Here is a 21,978-nt window from a genome sequence, read left to right on the forward strand (position 1 = left end):
ATAAAAAAACACCTCCTAATTGAATTTTAGGTATCTAAACCCGAATTCAATCGAAGATGCTTTTTTTATTTGTCTATACTTTGGGGGTCAGTCCCTCTCCTGTTTAAGTGCCTTTTTTATGTCTTAAAAACAATATCTCCATCATCTTGAATTTCACCAACGATTTCCGATAAAATATCTTCCATTGTCACAAGCCCGATGATGGAACCTTTGCCGTCTGTTACAACGCCCATGTGTTTATGCGTTTGCTGCATTTTTAAGAAAACCTCTTTAATTGGTATCGAATGTTTAAAGCGTAGAATGTCATGAATAAATGCCGTACTATTATTCGAGCGACCTGCTGCAATATCCGTTAACATTTCTTTTGTGTTAATACATCCAATCACATCATTCTTCTTTTTCGTACTATCAATAATCGGATATCGTGTATATTCAAATTCTTCGATCATTGCTATCATTTGCTCTAATGTTTGTTGTTTTTCTAGCATCACCATCTTTGAGCGAGGAATCATAATATCCTCTAATTGACGTGAATCAAAAGCAAAAATATTTTCTAAATAAGCAAGCTCCGTTTTATTAATCTCGCCGCCTTCATAGCTTTGCGTCACAATCATCTTTAATTCCTCTTCTGAATACACTTCATCATGCCCCGCTGGCTTTACACCAAATCCTTTTAATAAAAGTTGCGCTGAACCATTTAACACTGCAATAAAAGGCTTGGACACTTGTCCGAACCAATAAAGTGGAGGCGCTAACAGAAGTGTCATTTTATCTGCATATTGAATGGCTAATGTTTTCGGGATTAATTCGCCAAGAACTACATGTAAAAATGTGACAACTGATAATGCAATTGCATAAGACAAAGCTGTAGAAACGGTTTCACCTAAGTTTAAAAAATCAAAAATAGGTGCTAATATTTTTTCAACAGTCGGCTCACCAAGCGCACCTAAAATAAGGGCTGTAACGGTAATTCCTAATTGACATGCTGATAAGTAATAGTCAAGATTTGCTGTAACTTTCTTTGCAATAATTGCTTTTTTATTCCCTTCAGATATAAGCTGATCAATACGTGACATACGTACTTTTAAAATCGCAAACTCTGCACCGACAAAAAATGCCGTTAGTAAAATAAATAATGCGATTAATGCTAAGTTTATAATAATTATACTGTCCAATAGATTCCCTTAGTTAAAGGGATTCACCTCCATTAATAACCTGTTATTGTTTAAGAAAATTTTGCTTAAAGACTACTTCTTTAATATGATAGTTGTCCACTTCACCAATCACCCATACATGATTACCGTGTTGTATTTCGACACCTTGTATTACTTCTGATTCAATGGCTAAACCTGATTGAAGTGCCCACCCACCAATTGTATCAATCTCTTCACTACCCTCGAATTCGATACCGAAGCGATCTTCTAAATCTTCTAACAAAACACGGCTATTAATCGTATATTCATTGTCGCCTGTCTTACGGATATCATCTACTTCATCCGCATCAAACTCATCACGAATTTCTCCCACAAGCTCTTCTAAAATATCTTCCATCGTTAAAATACCCGCAGTCCCGCCATACTCATCAATAACAACAGCGATATGCACACGTTCTTCTTGCATTTTCAACAATGCATTTTGTATCGGAGTTTGTTCAAATACAAATGGTATTGTGCGGACAAAATCTGTCAAATTCGCTTGACGATTCATTACAATGCGACTTAATAATTTATTAGCGTTCACAAAGCCGATAATTTTATCTTTATCATTTTCTTCAACAACTGGATAACGGGTATAATTATGCTCATCTAAAATCGAGACAATTTGCTTTGTTTCCATATCTTGATCAATTGCAATGATTTCTGTACGGGGCACCATTATATCTTTTACAACATGCTCATCAAATGTAAATACATTTTCCATATATTCTAATTCTTGCTTATCAATTTTCCCACCTTGGAAACTTTGCGCCATAATGATTTTCAATTCTTCTTCTGAATACGCTTGATCTTCACTAGCCGACTTTACACCAACTGCACGTAACAGCAAGCGAGATGTACCATTTAGTGCTTTAATAAACGGAGACATTACTTTTCCAAAATAATAGAGTGACGGTGCTAAAAGTAATGTCGTCTTTTCAGAAAACTGAATCGCTAATGTTTTTGGTGCCATTTCTCCAATGACCACGTGTAAATAACTCACTACTGCAAGTGCAATACCATAAGATAAAATATTCATTACTGTTTCTGGGGTATTTAACCATTCAAATACTGGATACATTAAATGTTTAATATAAGGTTTTGTAAAAGCACCTAAACCAATTGCTGTGATGGTAATACCTAATTGACAAGCTGACAAATAATAATCAAGGTCACTTACTACTTTCTTGGCAATGACTGCTTTTTTATTGCCTTCATCAATGAGTTGATCAATCCTTGATTTGCGGATTTTAACGACTGCAAACTCAGCTGCTACAAAAAATGCTGTCAATCCTAAAAAGATAATTAATAAAATGATATTTAATATACTCGAGTCCAATATGTTCCCTCACATTGAGGGATTCACCTCCGTTTTTTTCCTCAAAAAATTTATCTCTTTAATCATCTAAATAATTACATACAATATATACGAAAACTAGTACGTGATGGTTTCACAAAAATCATCTATTATCACCTTTCTTTACTATTTACCACAAAGGTGACAAACTTAACCAAAAATAAAATGCCTTTTTGTAAGTTATTATTGCCTTTTAATAACCACTCTACTCACTTAATACAATGCTCTACAACTATTTTCATAAAAGCCTAATTATTAATTTCTGTTGCTCGATAAATAAATGATAATTATTCATCAAAAATCAATTAAAAATAGCTGGAAACAACGTATAAAACAAACATATTTCTCTCCTCTTATAACATTCACCACATCATATCTTTTCCCCTATCATAACGAACGCCTTGCCATTTTTACTGCTGCATACATTTCATCTCCAAAAACTACCCGTTCCACGCTTCTCTTTTTTTAATTTAGAAATTTCAATTGCCACTTAAATTTACCGCAATTATTCGAATTGTCGTTTTTGACAAATGCACTTTTGAGAGTTTAAATATCGTTAGTAAAATAAATTCGTAAACTTTTTTGAAGACATACATTGTATAAAATTTTACGAACTTACTCATAATACGATTTTGCGCTACACATTTCTTGATCGCTCTACCAGTAGAAACCAGAAAATTTAATTAAATACTCTTGAACGAATTCCCTATCAATTATGTCAAAATTAAGAACAAATTCTTTGACCATCGGAAAAGTCTGTTGTATATTATAAATATAGTTTAGCGCTAAACATTTTCAATTAAAGATATTTTTTTCAAGTAAAAACATGTTGAGGAGATGACATTTTATGATGTTAATGGAAGGTAAAGCTGGTTTAGTAACAGCTGCAGGATCAGGAATTGGACGAGCTAGTGCACTAGCTTTAGCAAAAGCAGGCGCAAAAGTAATGGTTTCAGATGTAAATGTAGACGGTGGTCTTGAAACAGTTAAATTGATTCAAGAAATCGGTGGCGAAGCTCATTTCTTCAAGTGTGATGCTAGTAATGAAGAAGAAGTAATCGCACTTGTTGACGAAACAGTAAATAAATTCGGGAAATTAGACTTTGCACACAATAACGCTGGCATAAATGCACAACAAACAAAAATCGGTGAAGCTGATTCAGCTGCATGGGATAAAACAATCAAAGTTAATTTGTATGGTACGTTCTATTCTATTAAGCACCAAGTAAATGCTATGCTAAAAACTGGCGGTGGCTCTATCGTTAACACTGCTTCTGGTGCTGGTATGGAAGGCGCTGTAAAAATGGCTGCTTATGTATCATCTAAGCATGCTGTAGTTGGATTAACAAAAGCAGCTGCATTAGAATATGGTAAAGATAAAATCCGTGTCAATGCGATTGCACCAGGTTCTACAATGACACCAGCTATCGAAGGTTGGGCAAAGACTGCACCAGAACAATTTAATGCAGTATTAAAAGCTATGCCTTCAGGTGAAATGACTCAAGCTGAAGACCAAGGGAATGCAGTATTATTCTTATGCTCAGACCTAGCAAAACAAGTTAGTGGCGTAGTATTACCAATCGATGGTGGATACACAGCAGGAAAATTACCACTACAATAATTAATTATTAACTCCAATACTTCCTACACTGAATGGTGTTGGAGGTGTTGGAGTTTTTTAATAACAAAAATCTGTGACATCTGCCAAGGGCTTTATCGAAAAATTTTTCCATGAAATTGGCTTTATGTATTGCCCTCTTTCCCTACACGATTAAGTAAATTTTAATAAAGGTTAGTCAAATAAATATTCCTTCATATTTTCGACAGTCGTATCAATACCATTTTTCAAGGATTTTTGATCAGCTCGGCAGTATTTTTCTGCTTTTTCCAAAGCAATGAGTGCACTTTCTAAAAATGGCTCCTTCTGTAAATCTTTATACAGCTGCGTTAAAATAAGCGCCTTATTCCAGTACCAACGCGCATTTTCAGGATCAAGCTCAATCGCACGTTCTATGTAAATCATCGCTTCAAACGGTGACCAATTAAATCGGTTCATTGTTTGTCCTGCAATACCGTAAAATACCGCTTTATTCGGATTATGCTTTACTGCTTGAATAAAACAATGCACACTTTCATCATAATGATGGGCCATTAGAAATAGCTGTCCTTGTACAAAAAAGGACTGTGCTTTTCGCTCATCTTCCGCTTCTGTCGCATCCTTTTCAAGCTGTTTAATACGCAGTGAAAATGGCTCTTCCTCTTTAATCGAGCGGATTTCCTCAACTTCGTCAAACTCTTCGTACGATTCATTGCTACGCTCAACACTTTGCGCTATTTGTTTCACCACATTTGGGAATTTTTCATATTCATACTGCGCAAATAATTGAAGTAATTGTTCGGCAATTTGACTTTCTTGTTCATCTTCATTTTCTTTTGCTGCTACATAGCAAGCTAAAAACTGACCATTATAAAAATATTTTTCAATTTTTGACATTTCGACTCCCCTTTACCTTTTACATTACGTATTATACATGATTTATTATTGTAAAATCATGCTTCCTTCCATTGTCATAGCAAAAAGGGCTATAATTAACGAAAAATTCACCCAAATTAAATTAATCCCCGTCCCCACAAATAGTTATGGACTTGCTTATCCATCTCCTCCAAATCGACTGCGTTGAAAATTTCTCACTTAGGATGATAACTCTATTAAATTTACTGGTTTTTCCTTTGATTATTTCCAATATTGGAGTACACTAATATCATAGATTTTTAATATAAATCTATTTTATGTCAAAATTTGCACAATGAGTTCCCTTTTTTTTTACTACAAATAAAAGAGGTGGTTCGTATGTATCATTCAGTAACAGCAAAACGTAGCCTTTTCTTTGTTAAGGAACATCATGTCGAGAATTTCAAGGAAATGGCGGAGAAGATGGCAGGTTTCATCACCCTATCGAAAACTGGCGCATTAAACCTTGAAGAAACATGGCTAACGGCGTTTAATATTTGGGTATTATTGCAACCAGATGATGAGCTTATTATCGAATCTTTTGATAAAACTTTATACTATTCAACCAACCATATCATCATTACCGCTCTAACAAATGACTATCAATTTAATTTTATACGCACACATCCAAAATCGACTCCTGAACTTATTTATATTTCAACTATCCTTTTAACAATGGCCTTAAATAGTTGGTATTTGAAATTACTAACAGACAATCATCTAAATGACATTGCTGAACGCATGCTACATCAAAATTATTTCGAATCCCATCTTGGCGAAGAGGATGCCATTAACTTGTTTATTAATGATCAAGCCCGTGTTGTAAAAGTTTTAGTCTATGAATTATCACATACCAATACATTCGAACGCATAATCAAAAATGCTTGTGATAATGCACAATTCATTTATAAAGATACATTTCAAAACGAGCAATTCATTCATTCAATCAAAAGTAAAAGCCTGCTATGACACTTCATAGCAGGCTTTTACACTTTATTTTGAAACAGATGCAGCCACTTCAGCAACTACAATTTGAGATCCCAGCATTGGCGACTCTGCTTGCTCACCTTGTGCACTAGCAGCAGGTCGTTTATGTGTTTCTTTAAAGGCATCACTCTCACGCCAAGCTTCAAAGTTTTCTTTTGATGCCCAGTACATGACAACACTCATTTCATCATGCTCTTCAAACTGTGTTGAAACTAATACTTCAACTTTTTCAAATCCTTCAAATTGTTGCAATGGACCTGGTTTTGTAAAGTTTGGCGCTAGTTTCATAGCCATGCCCTTTTTTACTCTTATACGGTTTGTTACAGTAATCATCTTGCCATCTCCCTTTTAATATAAATTTAACTCATTTAGAAAATACATTATGTAGCCATTTACGCAACGTCATACCTCATCTTAGGCGAATGTCGCAAAATTTTAGAGGTGATTTTCGAGCTTGCTCAAAAAACTTAAAACCTACTAAACAATTTCATTTAATCATTTTCATTGCATACTTGCAATTAATAACTATTCGCAATCATCTTACAATACCCCTCCCCTTTCAAGAACACGGTATAATAACGCTATTACGTTTTGTACGAAGGAGTTTAAGATGGAATTTTCAATTATTGCGACAAGTGATATTCACGGACATACCGAACGTTTTTCACAGCTGGCCAAAATGATTCAAAAGGAAAAGCCAGCTTTATTAATAGATAACGGTGATTTTTTACAAGGCAGTCATTTAAGTTATTACTATGAACAAGTAAAAAAAGGCACACACCCCCAAATCGCACTGGCAAATGAACTTCAATATGATGTTGCAATTTTTGGCAATCATGAATTTAATTATCCGTTAAATGAGATTGCCCACATGAGGAATGCGTGTCATTTCCCATGGATTGCGGCAAATATTCAAGATTTTGCACACCCTTACTTCATTAAAGAAACACATGGTATCCGAATTGCTGTCATTGGGGTTGTGACACATTTTGTCCCCCAATGGGATGAAGATGATTATACGACTTCATTATTTTTTGAAGATGCGTTAGCGAGTGCCAAAAGAACGGTACAGCATGTTCGTTCACATGAAAATGTACAACTCGTTATTTTGAGTTACCACGGGGGCTTTGAACAGGATCTACATACGGGACATCGAATCGATTTAGAAGATGGCGAAAATCAAGGCTATGCCATGCTGCAACAAATAGACGGCATTGATATTTTCATTACGGGGCATCAGCATTTAGAAATTGCTACTACAGTGAATGGAGTTTCGGTCGTGCAGCCTGGTGCAAATGCCCATTGTTTTGCTCAAATTACGGTGACAATTGAGGTTGATGAAATAACGCATTCACCTGAACTCGTCTATGTGGATAATTCCATTCAACCGCAAAATTTTGATGAATTATATCAATGGAAACATACTTGGATTGGTGAAAGTGAAATCGATTTTTCGTATTCCGATTTCTTCTCCCCTAGGTTCCAAAGCATACCGTATACACAGCTCATTCATCAAATGCAGTTGCATTATACTGGTGCGCAGCTTTCCGTGACGGAGCTCCCCTATCATGCCACTGGTGGATTCTCGAAAAATATCTATTACGGTGATGTGCTTCATAATTTACCACGCGCCAACCATTTAAAAGTACTTGCATTAACCGGTTCAGAAATTCGAGAGGCACTGGAACTATGTGCCGCAGTATTTGCAATAAATGATGCATATGAAATTGATTTTAGTTCGACGGTTCATTACCCCGAGCCACAGCCGTACACATATGATTGCTGGGGTGGCCTCGATTATGAATTAACCATTTCTCAAGCTGTCGGTCAGCGTGTAACAAAACTGCATTATCAAGGACGAGAAATTCAGCCAGATGATGTATTTGAAGTAGCTGTTAATAGTTACCGCGCCACGGGTTCACATCAATTTACAATGCTGCAAAAAAAGGCGATTCGAGAAGTCCCTACGATTATTCCGCAATTGATGATGCGCTATATTCAAGAGCAAAGCCCATTAAATATTACGCTGACGAGCTCTTTTCAAGTTCGAAAATAGTGGATGATGGTTATAAAGGTGTTGTTTCAAGTTGAAACAATACCTTTTTTAAACAAATTCCAACTTTTCCGAAACCTTTTACAATTTCATCCGTAAATGTTAGTACATACAAAATAAGGGGGTGTTTACATGCTATTTGGATTTTCAATAGAGCTCATTTATTTGACCATTTTAATCGGGATTGGCTGTCTCACAGTTGTTTATTTACTTTTTGCGGACATGGCGGATGGCGCGGTTGATGGTATACCCTTTTTGGATCCCGCTGTTATTTTATCCTTTATCACATTCACATCCGCTTCAGGTTATATATTTGAACGCTTCTTGTCATTTACTAGCGTAGTGAATCTCATCATTTCAATTATCATTGCGTGTATCTTTACCGCACTAATTTACTATTTTTTACTCGTTCCACTACGCGCTGCAGAAGTTTCCCTTGCCTATACAGATGAGTCATTAGAAGGGCAAGTTGGGAAAGTCATTGTGCCTGTTCCACTAAACGGTTTCGGTGAAATGGTTATTGAAACGGTGAATGGTATTATTTCAAAGCGTACAGCTAGCTATCATGGCGTTGAAATTCCTTATGACACGCAAGTATTAATTATTGAAATGAAGGATGGCACAGCTTTTGTAGCAATTTATGAAAAAGAGGATTTTTAACTTTAGATTAAAGGGGGATTTTTAATGAACGGTTTATTCATTGTAGTTGGCGTTGTTGTATTTTTAATTTTAGCAATCATTGCTGTTTATGTAACAAAATATCGTACTGCAGGACCGGATGAGGCATTAATTGTGACAGGGAGCTACTTAGGTTCAAAAAATGTACATACCGACGAATCCGGTAACCGCATTAAAATTATTCGCGGTGGTGGTGCATTCATCTATCCTGTGTTCCAACAAGCTCAGCCATTAAGTTTACTATCTAGTAAGCTCGATGTGACAACTCCAGAAGTGTATACAGAACAAGGCGTTCCGGTAATGGCAGATGGAACAGCCATTATTAAAATCGGTGGCTCGATCTCTGAAATTGCCACTGCCGCGGAACAGTTTTTAGGAAAAGCAAAACAAGAGCGTGAAGGTGAAGCACGTGAAGTTTTAGAAGGTCACCTGCGTTCGATTTTAGGCTCAATGACAGTAGAAGAAATTTATAAAAATCGTGATAAATTCTCCCAAGAAGTTCAACGAGTTGCATCTCAAGACTTAGCAAAAATGGGCTTAATTATCGTTTCCTTTACGATTAAAGATGTCCGTGATAAAAATGGCTACTTAGAGTCACTCGGAAAGCCTCGTATTGCGCAAGTAAAACGTGATGCGGATATCGCCACTGCCGAAGCAGATAAGGAAACACGTATTAAACGTGCGCAAGCAGCTCAAGAGGCGCAACAAGCCGAACTAGAACGTGCTACTCAAATTGCAGAGGCTGAAAAAGATAACCAATTAAAAGTTGCGGAATACCGTCGCGAGCAAGATATCGCCAAAGCACGTGCTGACCAAGCATATGAACTCGAATCGGCACGCGCGAAACAGGAAGTAACGGAGCAAGAAATGCAAGTTCAAATTATTGAACGTCAAAAGCAAATTGAATTAGAAGAACGTGAAATTTTACGTCGTGAAAAGCAATATGATTCTGAAGTAAAGAAAAAAGCAGATGCGGAGCGCTATGCGGTTGAACAACGTGCCAGCGCAGAAAAAATGAAGCAATTTGCAGAGGCAGATGCCGAGAAATATCGTGTGGAGACACAAGCACAAGCACAGGCAGAGCGTATTCGTTTAGATGGTATCGCCAAAGCCGATGCAGAGCGCGCACAAGGTACAGCGGAAGCGGAAATTATTCGCTTACGTGGTCTTGCAGAAGCCGAAGCAAAACAAAAAATTGCAGAAGCATTCGATCAATACGGTCAAGCAGCGATTTTAGATATGGTTGTGAAAATGATGCCTGAATACGCAAAAGAGATTGCTAGCCCACTAGCCAATATCGATAAAATTACAGTAATTGATACAGGTAGTGGTGAAGGCGGTGGCGGTGCCAACAAAGTGACGTCTTACGCAACGAACCTCATGGCAACATTGCAAGAAACGCTGAAAGAAACATCTGGGCTAGATGTGAAAGAGCTAATTGAAAGCTACGCAGGCAAACATACGCTACGTCCAGAACTAGAGCAAATTGCTGCAGGTCTAGAGAAAAAGCAACCTCCTGTAACGGTTGAAGAAATAAAAGAGACAGTCGAGCAATAGTTGAAATAGCGACTACCTATGCGATGAATTTGATGTCCACACTACAAAGATCTTTATTCATTGACGTGAAAATTCGAATTGAATCGTATATAGAAACAAACATCACGAAAAACTAATTTCAGAAAAGTCCAATTTATTTCTAGCACCCTAATTATATAGTGTTTATAATAAAACAAGCAGGTAGTTTCTTCCACTACCTACTTGTTTTTTATTTTTACGACTAGTGCTTATAAAGCTATTGTAGCAAGCTCCTCTCACTAGGCGTTCATAAAGGATGTGTAATTCGTGTCTACTCAAGAATTGAAAAACTTACGCGCTGACTGTAGCAATTGTTACGGTTTATGTTGTGTCGCCCTCCCCTATGCTAAGTCTGCTGATTTTGCTTTTAATAAGGACGGCGGGACACCTTGTAAAAACTTAAACGCCGATTATCGTTGCAATATCCATCAAAAATTAAGAAATGAAGGCTTACGAGGATGTACTGTTTATGAATGCTTTGGCGCTGGACAAAAGGTTTCCCAAATAACGTACAAGCAAAATAGCTGGAGAAATAACCCGTCATTAGCAAACGAAATGTTTGATGTATTTCCTATTATGCAACAGCTTCACGAAATGCTTTACTATTTATATGAAGCACTTAGTTTGAAAGAAGCGCAGCCTCTGTACAAAGATTTACAGGATGCGATCGCACAAACCGAACAGCTCACAAATTTAAGTCCACAGCTACTATTGCAACTGAATATTTCCGCTCATAGAGAAAGGGTTAATCCATTACTTTTACAGGCAAGTGAACGCGTTCGGGCAAATGTTAAAAACAATAAAAACCCAGCTAAACACATGAAGCGAACAGACTTTATTGGTGCTAAATTAAAAGGAAATGACCTTAGAGGAATGAATTTAAGGGGCGCTTTGCTCATAGCTGCTGACCTCCGAAATTGTGATATGAGAGTTGTCGATTTTATCGGGGCGGATCTACGTGATGTGAATTTAAGTGGTGCTAATCTTTTAGGGAGTATTTTTCTCACACAAGCACAAATAAACGCTGCTAATGGCGACCGAAATACCGTATTACCACCGACCTTAAGTATACCTAAACATTGGTTAGTTTAATGTTGGGGTTAAACTTTTTGTCTGTACATATCAAAGAAGCAAGCAGGTAGTCATTGCCACCTGCTTGCTTCTTATACCGCTACAATAGGCTATAGTTTAATTGTCCAACCAAATGGATCTTCCATTGTGCCATATTGGATGCTCGTTAATGTATCATAAAGCATTTGTGTTACTTCACCGATTTGCCCATCATTAATTGTTAGGACTTCCTCTAGCCATTTAAATTCTCCAACTGGCGAGATAACTGCAGCTGTACCTGTTCCGAATGCTTCTTCTAACGTCCCATTTTTCGCAGCTTCTACAATTTCGGCAAACTCAATTGCGCGTTCTTCGATTGGAATATTTTTTGATTTTAATACATTAATCATCGAATCGCGTGTAATTCCTGATAAAATACTACCATTAAGTGCTGGTGTAACAACCTTCCCTGCAATTTTAAAGAAGATATTCATACTCCCCACTTCTTCAACATACTTATTCTCTTTTCCATCTAACCATAATGTTTGAGAGTAGCCTTGTTGACTCGCAAGCTCTGATCCTTTTAAGCTACTTGCATAGTTTCCAGCCGTTTTTGCCTCACCTGTCCCCCCAACAACCGCGCGTACATATTGTTGCTCCACTAAAATTTTCACAGGGTTAATGCCCTCTTTATAATATGAGCCTACCGGAGACATAATAATCATAAATTTATATTGCTTCGAAGGATTTACACCTAAGTATGGCTCTGTCGCAATAATAAATGGACGAATATATAAAGATGTACCTGGTGCAGTCGGAATCCAATCACGATCTAAACGAACCAATTCCTTCAATGCCTCCAACGCAAACGCCTCATCAATTTTAGGAATACAAAGGCGATCATTAGATGCATTTAAACGTTTGAAGTTACGATCTGGACGGAATAAATTCACCTCGCCTGAAGCTGTTGCATAGGCTTTTAACCCTTCAAATACGGCCTGGCCATAATGGAATACCATCGCAGCTGGGCTTAGCTCTAGTGGCTGATATGCTGTAATTTTCGCATTGTGCCAGCCCTTACCTTCTTCATAATCCATTACAAACATATGATCTGTAAACACTTGCCCGAAGCCTAGCTGATCAGCTTCTATTTTATCCTTTTTATTTGCTCCTAGCTCTGTTGTAATTTGGTATGTTGTCATGTCTATTGCTCCTTAATTAAAAATTAAAATATTTACAATCTATCATACCACTTTATTTTTAGAAAATTTATAATTTTTCATTATTTATTCAATTTTTTTATTAAATTAGCACAACCGGACTTTTATTAAGCTTTCTAATACATATGTTTTTTTGTAAACTGACGAGGTAGTCGCTACAATTTACAAATAGAAATGCAATTATTGCCTAGGAAATAATTTGCTCGATTCCATTTCCTAGTCTCTGAAAAAACACTTTACAGTACGTGCGATTCCTACCTTTTAATTTCAGTTATTGGTGCGGTCATTATTTCAAAAAAGCGCGGGATATTTTGTTCATTCACGGCAGCTAACACCGCGCAAGATGGACCTGCTGATTTTTGTAATGGTAGGTTAATTTCATACGTATCACTGCCCGTAAAACGTTCGATTTCTATGCCAATGCCTTTTGATCCAGTTGGCCAAAGTGCTTGAATAATGCCTTCCTTTAATCCGGTATAAAGTTCGCCTAACGCAGCAATTTTTTTCGGATTATTAACCACTTCTTCTCCTACTAACGGCTCGCCCACAACAAAATAACGGCAATTAGTATCGTTACTAACAAATGCTTTTTCTCCAAGCATCGTCAATGAAACAGCTGATTGAAGTGCTTGGAAGTTCGTTTCACTTGAGCCGGTAATTGGTGGCATAGGCTCATTTATTTCACTAAAAACTTGTTGGAATCCATTTATGTACGGCTGCCAAGCATCATCACCTGAAAAGTTTGCGACTACTAATTGTATCGGCATTGCCCACGCACACCATTGTTCTAAAATCGCTGTTCTTGCCGTAAAGTAGCCCGTCATTTGATGCGGTACTTGTACTTCATCGTGCGATTTTTCGCCAATACAGCCTGAATTATCAATCGTAACAATGAGCGCACCTACTTGGATTGCATTTCTCATATTTGCGTACCTTGTCGTTGAACAACCACTTTCAATACAGGCATAACAAGCATTGCGACAATAACATTAATGACCGTTGCAATAGACAATGTAACAATTGAAGCCATATAAAATTCAGCTGAAATTAAAAAATAAAACGGCAATGGTGCAATAACTCCATTGGCAATAATGGCAAAAATCCATTTCGACATATGAAAACCATTCCGGTGCAGTACGGTAAAAATATAAACGATGAAGAACATTTCAACCGCGATAAGAACATGGAAAATACCAAGCGGCATCCCCGAAGTCAAACCTGTGGCAATATGTCCAAGCGCTCCTGCAACTCCTGCAAAAAGAGGTGGTAAAAACACAGCACTGATGAATGCCGGTGCGGAATCAAGTGCAGCCGTTGTAATAGGCCCAGGTACTTTTATAAAACTTCCAATGACACAAATTGCCGCAATAAGAGCGGTTAACACCATTAAACGTAATTTATTTTTATCCATGATTGATCTCTCCTTTTAAAATTTGTGGTAGCCCGTACCAAACACGGATAACCGTATCAGCCTCTTTACACAGTTTTTGAAATATTCTGCCACATGTGTCACGCATTTGCCGTACTTCTTTTTCAAGTGGAACGACCCCGCGACTCATATCTGTACAAATACAAATCACTTGCGCATGCTTATTGAGTTCACATAGTTGCTCTACAATTTCCATCGCGACTGTCTCTTCTGGTTGTGCTAACATCGCTTGAACAATTGTTTCAAATTCACTAATAACGACAACATCTTTTTCTGAAATAGCTGTGATGTCTGGTATTTCACCTGCAATATCATGCACAGCAACGTTTCCTCGTTTTTGTAACATTATTTCTACATAGTTTCGTTTACCATTATAGGCGCCTCCGAGAATGACGTACATGCTGCCCCTCCTAAAAATTGTTCTAGTTGTTCCCAGTGTAATGTATACAGGACACGATGCTTAGCAAGCATATTTTGAAACGATTGCTGCGGTTGTCTATAATGCGCGAGCAATAGCCGAATGACTCCACCGTGCACAACAAACGTATAGGAACCTTGTTGCTTGATTTGTTGTTGAAATGCTTGCAAAACACGCTGTTCAAATGCACCCAAAGATTCACCATTTGGTGGTGTCACTTCATAAGGATCATCAATCCAAGCGCGATACATCGGTTTGTTCTTTAATTGTTCATATGTACGCATTTCAAAATCACCAAAATTACTTTCACGTAACTGCTGTATCCCATTATAAGTTACATTAGGGAAATAGCATGCTGCGGTTTGCTGACAGCGTAGTAAATCACTGCCATAAACGACAGTTGGTGCAATGGGCAACCGTGCAGATACTTCCTGTAAAATCGGTTCATCTGTCCAGCCGATGTATTTTCGTTCAATATTAGCTTGCGTTTTTTCATGCCGAATTAAATGAACAGTAACACCACGAGCCATAATAGTACCTCCATCCCTTCACAATGCGCGCCAAGTAAATCTCCACTTACGCCCCCGAAGTTATTTATAATCCACTTACGGTACAAGTTTACACCTATAAACACGGCGAACAAAAGAAACAATAAACTATAATTGGCGAGCGCAATACAAATGACGATGTAGCTTACACATAAAAGCACGACACTGATAGAAAGCTGTTTTTTTAGGATGATTCCTTTAAAATACGCTGCCAATCCTGTTTGCTTTGACGTTTCAGTCGTTAAAAACACAGTCAACACACCGATCCGCGCAAGAAATGGAATACATAATAAAAATGGAATAATCGCTACGTGTCCTTGCACAATAGCTTCATAAACAAAACCTATTTTCAACAACAGCAAGCACATCACACTAATGACACCGAATGCACCTGTTCGCGGATCATCTAAAATGGCTAAACGCTTTTCTTTGTCTCCGTATGAAAAATAAGCATCACTCATATCAATCCAACCGTCCAAATGCAAGCCACCTGTTACAACAATCGTTCCGACAACGAGTACAATTGTGAGTAGTAGCGGTGAAATATCACTATATGTCATTAATCCATAAGCCGTTGTTGCATATATGCCGCCCATTATTACTCCGATAATCGGTAAAAAAGCATACATCCATGTAACGGTTTTAGCGTTCATCTCAAACGACCTTTTCACAGGAATGGCCGAGAAAAATTGCCACGCTAATAAAAATCCAATTGCACTATTTTTCAACTTGTTCACTCCTTACTTCCATTGCTGTACAAGTTGGTATTGTACTTCATACGCTGATTTACAATGTGCAACTATCCATTGATGGAGCTTGCCGATAAGCGCTCGGTACAATTCTACTTCATCATTACTTGCGCTCGGTTCATCCAATATTTCATTCGATACAATGACGACACGCACCCCTTGTTGCTGCCATGCGAGAAGCTGGTTTTGAAAGACCACTACATAATCTGCAATCCGGTGTTCACGATTTTCAAGCGTTTCTGTATAATACAGCACATTGGCCAACCACGTTGTGACGCATTCAAACAATAGCACATGCTGATCACTTAATCGCTTAATGGCATCTGGTATTTCTACTTGCATTTCAATTGTTTTCCAGTGCAATCCTTGTTGTTCACGATCCAGCTGATGACGTGTAATGCGCGCTTCCATTTCTCGGTCAAATGCGACTCCTGTAGCGATATAATGATAGTGCAAATCCTGTCCATATTGCTGAACAAGTCGCTCGGCAAAGGCACTTTTCCCACTTCTCACGCCACCTGTTATAAAAATCATCTATATCCCATCCTTTAATGCAATAAAAGAACAAGCAGTTGTATAAGCTTGTTCTCTTATTATAATTCTATTTAAATAACTCTGGATAGACTGTTTCTGCCATTATTTGAACAGCTTGACCAATTCGTGGTGCAGGACGTGACATAATATCTCCATTTACTAAAAATACTTGCTTATTAGTCAATGCACTAATTTTATCCCAACCAGCACGTGACATAATTTCTCCTGTTGGATCGTCAATGTAATTATTCGTTGTTACAATGACTTCCGGATTACGTATAATGACGTCTTCCTCTGTCACGCTTATCCAACTTTTTTGATCTGCAAAAACATTATCTATACCAGCTGCATCCATTATTTCTTGTTGGAATGTTTCGCTACCTGTTGTCCAAATATCTGGAGACGGAGAAATTTCATAAAATACTTTTTTCTTTGTTTCAAGTTTAGCCGTTTTATCTTGTACTTCTTTAATTTGTGCTTGAATATCTTTTACGATTTTTTCCCCAGTTGGCTCCACGCCCATTACTTCAGATAATTGGATAATATCCGAATATACATCATCAAAATTAGCGGCAGATTTGATAACGAAAACTTTTAATCCAACATCTTCAAGCTGACTAATTTGTGCTTCATCACCAACTGTATAAGCAACAACAACGTCTGGATTTAATTCTAAAATACGTTCTGCATTGATAGCTGTAGATGTTGAAACACGCTCAATATTTTGGGCAGCTTCTGGATACGTATCAAAATCGGTTGCACCAACAATTTTATCTCCAACACCTAATTCAAATAAAATCTCCGTATTGCTTGGTTGTAGTGAAACAATTGTATTAGGTACAGTATCAAATGTTACTTCTACACCTCGATCATCAACAACTTTATATGGTTCATTCGTGTTAGAACCCTGCTGTTCTTGATTCGCTTCGTCTTTTGGCTGACTAGCTATTTTTTCATTCGTTGAGCATGCTGTTAATAAAAGTGCGGCTGCGAATGGTGCAACCCATTTCATTGTAATTTTCATCTTTGTTCCTCTTTTCTTTTTTTAACCGGATAAGATTTACTAATGAATGGAATTTCATTGTAAGAATGCTGTTTGTTCATATAAACAGCCATGACGAAAAATACATTCGCTAAAAGCCCTAAGAAATCAAATAAAATTTCCGGTACCTCTCGTTCTTCACTAACTTTATGTAAAGCGCGATATGATTTTTTCGCTTCACTTCGGCAAATATGAAGCCTTGCAGCACTTTCTATTCCCTGTGGTAATAAAAATTGTCGAATAACTTCTTCAACATGACTGACATAAAAATCATAGCGACCACTCAACCAATTTAAATCATCTTCAGTAATAGCTAGTTTCCCTCGCACAGAACCATTTACATGATAAGCAAGTGGCTGAATAATTTGCAAGTCTTCTAAAACAATAGCGCCTTTATCATCCTCCACTAATGTCGGTAAGACAGCACCAATCCTGGTCGTCAGCGAATCTGTTCGGATTTCATAATCCACTAAAGAAATTTTCTCACGCATAAACGGATAGCATGAATAACGAATATCCTTTTTCAATGAAAGTACCTCACTTGCTTTCTAATTTTTTTTAACAGAAATCAATTACGCCTTGGCGTAATTGCGTCAGGATTTTGAATTGTGCTCGCACAATTAATTCCTTTCAAAATCCTTGACATCCGCCAGGGGCATTATCTTCATTCAGCCGGCATTTGGACGTCCTATGAGAAAAGGTATACTTGCGTTCATCTCGCTACTCATAAAGGTGAGCGTCTTCTGCTGAATGAAGATAAAAAAAATGCCCCCCAAGGAAATGGATGGCATCATAAATATCATAATAGAAAACTACGAATATTCCTGCCGCACATTCTCTTTAAATCCGAAGAGTATTTGTTACGATCAGAAAAAGCTTGGTGTCTTGGCTTTGCGCTTATCATACACGTGAAAATATTCCCGCTTTTTAGCAGTCTGTTTTCATCCATGTTCATCAGCGCTCACAGTTACGGATATAGCTTCGGATTTACACCGAATTCCCAATTTATGCTTATAGCACTTTTTCCTGCAAACTTATTAAATTTATAAACATACTGTACCATACGAAAGTTCACATGCAAATGAATTTTTAGTAATACTAATTTTTTAACACATCTGTTGATTTACCAACTTTTCTGTGAAAAACCGATAAAAAAAGAGTATTCTCGTGTAGATTAGCGTTGAGTTGGAAGACTAAAAGTATCTTTTATTAATCTCCACCCCCACCGCAGCTTGAGCAAGAACTACCAGACGAGCAACTACTTTCTGAGCTTCCCGACCCGCAACTCGTACAACTAGCTGAACTGTTGCTGCTTTCTTTCATATAACTAAAAAATTCATCATAATGAAAATAAGAAACCGATAGGAAAGGAACGAGCATTGCATTGTAATTTTGCTGACTCTTTCCTTTTTTCATCATTTCACGTATATCATTTTTATCATAATCTTTTACTTTATTTGCTGTTTTTTTCATGGAAGCAATCAGTGAGAGGACAACCGGCATAGACTTGCTATCACTCTTAAAATATCTTTCTATTAGTTCATTTTCTTGTAAATCTATAAATTCATCAATAATATTTGGATGTACAGGAAATCTGAAAAAACCTTTATAAAGATGGATGTTCTCCCTTCTTATGAAAAAAATCTCCGCATATAGCCAATCAAAAAATCCACGCAAATCAGGATCCGGCTCTACATTTACATTTGGATTATGATGAAGTGTTGCCCCTAAATACTTCTTCGAAAAGTCCTCATACTCACGGGTAAACATGAGCATCTCATGCCACAATTCATCGACTTTTTCGCTAAACATTGGCGATTCTTTTAATAGAGAGGTCAAAATAAAATAACGTTTTAAATCCAGAAGACGCCACCCATACTCATTTTCCTTTAACTTATTTTGTCTACTTACCCTATCTGCTACATTTTCCATATAACCTTTACTAAGGGATTGCTCCAAGTTGTCACTTAGCTTTTTTAATCCTTTAATTGACTTTATATCCAGTACTGTTGGAGATAAGCTAAATTTAAATGACCGTTTTTTACGTATAAATAAAATTAACCAAATAAAAACAACAAGCAGGAGTAACCATCCCATCTAATTCCCCCATTCCTATTTGAATATATTTTAATAGTGTTCATTCATTACAAGACGGTTGTTATCAAGTACGCCAAGGCATGTAACTAGTCCATTGAATTTCCCCAAAATTATTATGCATTGAGCTAGCCCCTTGTATATATCCCATAATCTTACCATGGTACCTTTAACAAAGACCACCAAAGCATACAATCACCCAAAAAGTCTATCTCCGCGTAACAAGAGGTATGAAAAAAGAAGCTTCCCAAAAGTTTACACAACTCATGAGAAACCTCAATTATAATCCTTTATGTTAGTCACCATACATACAAGCGTTGTCGGTGATTGGATTTATCCCTATAAAAGCAGAACCTAGCCTTTTTTATTTATCTTCAAGCAATTTTTTAGTCAACTAAACTCTAAAATATTTAAACCCTCGGATGCTTCTGGTGCTTCAAAAAATTTAGTAACATGAATAAACGTCTCTTCCGTGTCAAAAGTTGCTCTTTCGGGTTGTTCGTTACGCCTTTGTGCAATTTGGCGTAAGCATTGCTCATTATTTAAATTAAGGAAAATTAGTTGATGGTTTGCATTGACCTCTGACGCTATATCCAAAAACCATTTGCGCTGTTTTTGAGTGTTACCTGGAAAATCCATCACTACATCTGTACCAACACTTAATATGTTTTGGACATGCTTTTTCACCATCGGCTTGAGTTGTGCTGAGAATTTTAGGTAATCCTCAAATGATGTAATCTGATTGGGATAAAGAGATTCAAGCCAGTCATCCTCAGATAACAGTACTGCCTGTTTTTCTATAGCCAATTGTTTTGATTTAGTTGATTTCCCTGCTCCCATTTTTCCACAGAAGAAGTATAGAGTTCCTATGTTATTCATATTTTTATCCCCCGAGCTTATTTTTATTGGTTGTTGCCCCACCTTGTAAAATTATAACTTACTACCCAGATTATTATTAGTAGCAACTATGGATATTCTGATAGTACAAGAAAAGGATTAAATTGAAATGGAAGAATGAAAAAAACTTCCCAAAAGTTTACACAACTCATGAGAAGCCTCGATTTTAATCCTCTATGTTAGAAAACGTTAGCATTCCACTTCCATACAAGACCAGTCATATCAATGGTTTAAGCGACTTATTAAATCATGCCGCCCATAACACCCTCCTATGAAATTTCGTTACCACATCATCTTTCATACGGGATGAATCATTAGCAGCTATACAAATTTCAGGTTAGAGGTTTCACCGGAAGGTTTTACGATATTAAACACTGCGGACACTTCCCATAAATCTCAAACTTATGGGCTTCCACTTCATAGCCTGGAAGCTTTTCACCGAGCAGTTCCATTGGGCATACTGCCAGTTCCTTTACATTGCCACAATCACGGCAAATGAAATGGTGATGATGGTGATCCGACTCACAGTGCATGCGGAAATTTCGTTCGCCATTGAGCTCGGTCTCTTCTAAAATATCTAACTCTACAAATGTAGCTAAGTTGCGATAAATCGTGTCAAAACTCATTCCGGGGGAGTCTTTTTTTAATACTGCCAACAAATCACGGGCAGTCAAATATTTGTCCGTAGCTGCAAACATATCCAAGATTAATGCTCGTTTATCTGTCTTTTTATAGCCATTGTCCTTTAATATTTCCCACGCGCGCGTTTCATTCACAATACTTCTTCCCCTTTCGACTTCGTTGCCATTTTTAAAGTCAATTTCTTCAACATAATGACGATTAATAAAATGAAAATGGATGTGACCACAATTGTCCCACCTGGTGCTAAATTTAAATAGAACGCTGATACTAACCCAATAATGACAGCTAATTCACCAAATATAATTGAGTAAATAATCGCTTCTTTAAAGCCGCGCGCTATTCGCATAGCCGCTGCCACTGGTAATGTCATCAAGCTAGAAACGAGCAATATACCGACAATACGCATACTTGCCGCAATAACAAGTGCGACAACTACCATAAATAACAAGTGCACCCACTTTGCAGGCAAACCGCTTGCCTTCGCATATTCTTCATCAAATGACAGCACAAATAATTCCTTGAAAAATAAGCGTAAAAATAGCACAACAATAATCGCAATAGCCAACACAACATACAAGTCTTGGCGTGATACAGCCGACACCGAACCGAATAAATAACTCATTAAATCCGTGCTAAAGCCGCTCGCAAGTGAAATGAAAATTGCGCTTATCCCAATACCACCCGACATGATGATAGGAATCGCCAGCTCTTCATAATGCTTATATACGCGACGTAAACGCTCAATTAATATCGATCCACTCACCGATGCCACAATACCCAAATAAATCGGATTTAGTAACGCAAATGCCGCGACTGACTGACTTAAATATAGACTGCCTGCAATTCCTGCAAGCGTCACATGTGAAAGCGCATCGGCAATAAGGGATAGCCTTCGTACAACGATAAATACACCAAGTAATGGCGCAATAATCCCAATAATTAGCCCTGAGAAAAAGGCATTTTGTAAAAATTCATAGTTTAAAATTGCTTCAATCAT

23 protein-coding genes and 1 riboswitch are annotated in these 21,978 nt (G+C 37.3%); of the genes, 6 read left to right on the top strand and 17 right to left on the bottom strand.

Going from position 1 to position 21,978, the window contains the following annotated elements; translation table 11 throughout:
* Window positions 1–116: 116 nt before the first annotated feature.
* Together ACQKIH_RS19610 and ACQKIH_RS19615 are read right to left on the bottom strand one after the other, a co-directional pair.
* Entirely contained in the window at window positions 117–1,175 is a 1,059-nt protein-coding gene (locus ACQKIH_RS19610; RefSeq protein WP_427768334.1) for a hemolysin family protein, read from the bottom strand.
* A gap of 43 nt (window positions 1,176–1,218) precedes the next feature.
* Window positions 1,219–2,535 (bottom strand): hemolysin family protein, encoded by a 1,317-nt coding sequence (locus ACQKIH_RS19615; RefSeq protein ID WP_427768335.1) that lies wholly within the window; start codon window positions 2,533–2,535, stop codon window positions 1,219–1,221.
* An 865-nt stretch (window positions 2,536–3,400) separates the two neighbouring features.
* On the opposite strand from ACQKIH_RS19615, the gene ACQKIH_RS19620 reads away from it, so the two are divergent.
* Window positions 3,401–4,174 carry a glucose 1-dehydrogenase gene (locus ACQKIH_RS19620; protein WP_057982079.1) on the top strand — a complete coding sequence of 258 codons (774 nt, stop codon included), beginning with the start codon at window positions 3,401–3,403 and terminating at the stop codon, window positions 4,172–4,174.
* 171 nt (window positions 4,175–4,345) lie between these two features.
* Here the strand turns inward: ACQKIH_RS19620 and ACQKIH_RS19625 are convergent, their stop codons facing one another.
* Entirely contained in the window at window positions 4,346–5,047 is a 702-nt protein-coding gene (locus ACQKIH_RS19625) for a tetratricopeptide repeat protein (protein ID WP_427768336.1), read from the bottom strand.
* A 357-nt stretch (window positions 5,048–5,404) separates the two neighbouring features.
* On the opposite strand from ACQKIH_RS19625, the gene ACQKIH_RS19630 reads away from it, so the two are divergent.
* Entirely contained in the window at window positions 5,405–6,034 is a 630-nt protein-coding gene (locus ACQKIH_RS19630) for a hypothetical protein (RefSeq protein ID WP_427768337.1), read from the top strand.
* A gap of 24 nt (window positions 6,035–6,058) precedes the next feature.
* Here the strand turns inward: ACQKIH_RS19630 and ACQKIH_RS19635 are convergent, their stop codons facing one another.
* Window positions 6,059–6,385 (bottom strand): heme oxygenase, encoded by a 327-nt coding sequence (locus ACQKIH_RS19635; protein ID WP_427768339.1) that lies wholly within the window; start codon window positions 6,383–6,385, stop codon window positions 6,059–6,061.
* 277 nt (window positions 6,386–6,662) lie between these two features.
* Here ACQKIH_RS19635 and ACQKIH_RS19640 point away from each other — a divergent pair, with 277 nt between their 5' ends.
* The 4 genes from ACQKIH_RS19640 (at window position 6,663) to ACQKIH_RS19655 (ending at window position 11,450) form a co-directional block, all read left to right on the top strand.
* On the top strand, window positions 6,663–8,108 hold the full coding sequence (locus tag ACQKIH_RS19640) for a bifunctional metallophosphatase/5'-nucleotidase (RefSeq protein ID WP_427768340.1): 1,446 nt from the start codon (window positions 6,663–6,665) through the stop codon (window positions 8,106–8,108).
* A gap of 129 nt (window positions 8,109–8,237) precedes the next feature.
* Window positions 8,238–8,765 (top strand): NfeD family membrane protein, encoded by a 528-nt coding sequence (locus tag ACQKIH_RS19645; RefSeq protein ID WP_427768341.1) that lies wholly within the window; start codon window positions 8,238–8,240, stop codon window positions 8,763–8,765.
* Window positions 8,766–8,789: 24 nt separating this feature from the next.
* Window positions 8,790–10,340 carry a flotillin lipid rafts scaffold protein FloT gene (gene floT, locus ACQKIH_RS19650; protein ID WP_427768342.1) on the top strand — a complete coding sequence of 517 codons (1,551 nt, stop codon included), beginning with the start codon at window positions 8,790–8,792 and terminating at the stop codon, window positions 10,338–10,340.
* 285 nt (window positions 10,341–10,625) lie between these two features.
* Complete coding sequence (locus ACQKIH_RS19655) at window positions 10,626–11,450, top strand: pentapeptide repeat-containing protein (RefSeq protein WP_427768343.1); 825 nt, start codon at window positions 10,626–10,628, stop codon at window positions 11,448–11,450.
* Window positions 11,451–11,539: 89 nt separating this feature from the next.
* On the opposite strand, the gene ACQKIH_RS19660 is transcribed toward ACQKIH_RS19655, so the two are convergent.
* The 13 genes from ACQKIH_RS19660 to ACQKIH_RS19720 all read right to left on the bottom strand — a co-directional run bounded on the left by ACQKIH_RS19660 (window position 11,540) and on the right by ACQKIH_RS19720 (window position 21,978).
* The gene (locus ACQKIH_RS19660; protein WP_427768344.1) at window positions 11,540–12,610 is read right to left on the bottom strand and encodes a branched-chain amino acid aminotransferase; all 1,071 of its coding nucleotides are present in this window, start codon (window positions 12,608–12,610) and stop codon (window positions 11,540–11,542) included.
* 272 nt (window positions 12,611–12,882) lie between these two features.
* Entirely contained in the window at window positions 12,883–13,551 is a 669-nt protein-coding gene (locus tag ACQKIH_RS19665; protein WP_427768345.1) for a hypothetical protein, read from the bottom strand.
* Window positions 13,548–14,039: an ECF transporter S component gene (locus ACQKIH_RS19670; protein ID WP_427768346.1), complete on the bottom strand. Its 492-nt coding sequence runs from the start codon at window positions 14,037–14,039 to the stop codon at window positions 13,548–13,550. The genes ACQKIH_RS19665 and ACQKIH_RS19670 overlap by 4 nt, the downstream gene beginning before the upstream one ends.
* Window positions 14,032–14,457 carry a bifunctional adenosylcobinamide kinase/adenosylcobinamide-phosphate guanylyltransferase gene (locus ACQKIH_RS19675; protein WP_427768347.1) on the bottom strand — a complete coding sequence of 142 codons (426 nt, stop codon included), beginning with the start codon at window positions 14,455–14,457 and terminating at the stop codon, window positions 14,032–14,034. The genes ACQKIH_RS19670 and ACQKIH_RS19675 overlap by 8 nt, the downstream gene beginning before the upstream one ends.
* Window positions 14,409–15,005, bottom strand: a complete 597-nt coding sequence (locus ACQKIH_RS19680) for a histidine phosphatase family protein (RefSeq protein ID WP_057982055.1) — start codon at window positions 15,003–15,005, stop codon at window positions 14,409–14,411. Before ACQKIH_RS19680 ends, ACQKIH_RS19675 begins: the two co-directional genes overlap by 49 nt.
* The gene (locus ACQKIH_RS19685) at window positions 14,978–15,751 is read right to left on the bottom strand and encodes an adenosylcobinamide-GDP ribazoletransferase (protein WP_427768348.1); all 774 of its coding nucleotides are present in this window, start codon (window positions 15,749–15,751) and stop codon (window positions 14,978–14,980) included. Before ACQKIH_RS19685 ends, ACQKIH_RS19680 begins: the two co-directional genes overlap by 28 nt.
* A 12-nt stretch (window positions 15,752–15,763) precedes the next feature.
* The gene (locus ACQKIH_RS19690; protein WP_427768349.1) at window positions 15,764–16,306 is read right to left on the bottom strand and encodes a bifunctional adenosylcobinamide kinase/adenosylcobinamide-phosphate guanylyltransferase; all 543 of its coding nucleotides are present in this window, start codon (window positions 16,304–16,306) and stop codon (window positions 15,764–15,766) included.
* A gap of 67 nt (window positions 16,307–16,373) precedes the next feature.
* Window positions 16,374–17,330 (bottom strand): ABC transporter substrate-binding protein, encoded by a 957-nt coding sequence (locus ACQKIH_RS19695; RefSeq protein ID WP_057982049.1) that lies wholly within the window; start codon window positions 17,328–17,330, stop codon window positions 16,374–16,376.
* Window positions 17,327–17,875 (bottom strand): hypothetical protein, encoded by a 549-nt coding sequence (locus ACQKIH_RS19700; protein ID WP_057982047.1) that lies wholly within the window; start codon window positions 17,873–17,875, stop codon window positions 17,327–17,329. Before ACQKIH_RS19700 ends, ACQKIH_RS19695 begins: the two co-directional genes overlap by 4 nt.
* Window positions 17,876–18,205: 330 nt before the next feature.
* Window positions 18,206–18,387, bottom strand: a riboswitch (cobalamin riboswitch).
* A gap of 170 nt (window positions 18,388–18,557) precedes the next feature.
* Window positions 18,558–19,280, bottom strand: coding sequence for a glycine-rich domain-containing protein (locus ACQKIH_RS19705; protein WP_427768350.1), 723 nt, complete (start codon window positions 19,278–19,280; stop codon window positions 18,558–18,560).
* A 552-nt stretch (window positions 19,281–19,832) separates the two neighbouring features.
* The gene (locus ACQKIH_RS19710) at window positions 19,833–20,321 is read right to left on the bottom strand and encodes a P-loop nucleotide/nucleoside kinase family protein (protein ID WP_427768351.1); all 489 of its coding nucleotides are present in this window, start codon (window positions 20,319–20,321) and stop codon (window positions 19,833–19,835) included.
* 377 nt (window positions 20,322–20,698) lie between these two features.
* Window positions 20,699–21,115 carry a Fur family transcriptional regulator gene (locus ACQKIH_RS19715; protein ID WP_427768352.1) on the bottom strand — a complete coding sequence of 139 codons (417 nt, stop codon included), beginning with the start codon at window positions 21,113–21,115 and terminating at the stop codon, window positions 20,699–20,701.
* Window positions 21,112–21,978 (bottom strand): metal ABC transporter permease, encoded by an 867-nt coding sequence (locus tag ACQKIH_RS19720; RefSeq protein WP_057982040.1) that lies wholly within the window; start codon window positions 21,976–21,978, stop codon window positions 21,112–21,114. The genes ACQKIH_RS19715 and ACQKIH_RS19720 overlap by 4 nt, the downstream gene beginning before the upstream one ends.

The organism is Solibacillus cecembensis, from assembly GCF_050272495.1.
Classification (GTDB): Bacteria; Bacillota; Bacilli; order Bacillales_A; family Planococcaceae; genus Solibacillus; species Solibacillus cecembensis.

What these genes read in the sequence shown, in the direction of transcription:
- ACQKIH_RS19720 (WP_057982040.1), bottom strand. Translation starts at nt 21,978, where the DNA reads ATGATTGAAGCAATTTTAAACTATGAATTTTTACAAAATGCCTTTTTC.
- ACQKIH_RS19695 (WP_057982049.1), bottom strand. Translation starts at nt 17,330, where the DNA reads ATGAAAATTACAATGAAATGGGTTGCACCATTCGCAGCCGCACTTTTA.
- ACQKIH_RS19625 (WP_427768336.1), bottom strand. Translation starts at nt 5,047, where the DNA reads ATGTCAAAAATTGAAAAATATTTTTATAATGGTCAGTTTTTAGCTTGC.
- ACQKIH_RS19680 (WP_057982055.1), bottom strand. Translation starts at nt 15,005, where the DNA reads ATGGCTCGTGGTGTTACTGTTCATTTAATTCGGCATGAAAAAACGCAA.
- ACQKIH_RS19670 (WP_427768346.1), bottom strand. Translation starts at nt 14,039, where the DNA reads ATGGATAAAAATAAATTACGTTTAATGGTGTTAACCGCTCTTATTGCG.
- ACQKIH_RS19645 (WP_427768341.1), top strand. Translation starts at nt 8,238, where the DNA reads ATGCTATTTGGATTTTCAATAGAGCTCATTTATTTGACCATTTTAATC.
- ACQKIH_RS19635 (WP_427768339.1), bottom strand. Translation starts at nt 6,385, where the DNA reads ATGATTACTGTAACAAACCGTATAAGAGTAAAAAAGGGCATGGCTATG.
- ACQKIH_RS19630 (WP_427768337.1), top strand. Translation starts at nt 5,405, where the DNA reads ATGTATCATTCAGTAACAGCAAAACGTAGCCTTTTCTTTGTTAAGGAA.
- ACQKIH_RS19705 (WP_427768350.1), bottom strand. Translation starts at nt 19,280, where the DNA reads ATGGAAAATGTAGCAGATAGGGTAAGTAGACAAAATAAGTTAAAGGAA.
- ACQKIH_RS19665 (WP_427768345.1), bottom strand. Translation starts at nt 13,551, where the DNA reads ATGAGAAATGCAATCCAAGTAGGTGCGCTCATTGTTACGATTGATAAT.
- ACQKIH_RS19640 (WP_427768340.1), top strand. Translation starts at nt 6,663, where the DNA reads ATGGAATTTTCAATTATTGCGACAAGTGATATTCACGGACATACCGAA.
- ACQKIH_RS19660 (WP_427768344.1), bottom strand. Translation starts at nt 12,610, where the DNA reads ATGACAACATACCAAATTACAACAGAGCTAGGAGCAAATAAAAAGGAT.
- ACQKIH_RS19620 (WP_057982079.1), top strand. Translation starts at nt 3,401, where the DNA reads ATGATGTTAATGGAAGGTAAAGCTGGTTTAGTAACAGCTGCAGGATCA.
- floT (WP_427768342.1), top strand. Translation starts at nt 8,790, where the DNA reads ATGAACGGTTTATTCATTGTAGTTGGCGTTGTTGTATTTTTAATTTTA.
- ACQKIH_RS19690 (WP_427768349.1), bottom strand. Translation starts at nt 16,306, where the DNA reads ATGATTTTTATAACAGGTGGCGTGAGAAGTGGGAAAAGTGCCTTTGCC.
- ACQKIH_RS19675 (WP_427768347.1), bottom strand. Translation starts at nt 14,457, where the DNA reads ATGTACGTCATTCTCGGAGGCGCCTATAATGGTAAACGAAACTATGTA.
- ACQKIH_RS19710 (WP_427768351.1), bottom strand. Translation starts at nt 20,321, where the DNA reads ATGAATAACATAGGAACTCTATACTTCTTCTGTGGAAAAATGGGAGCA.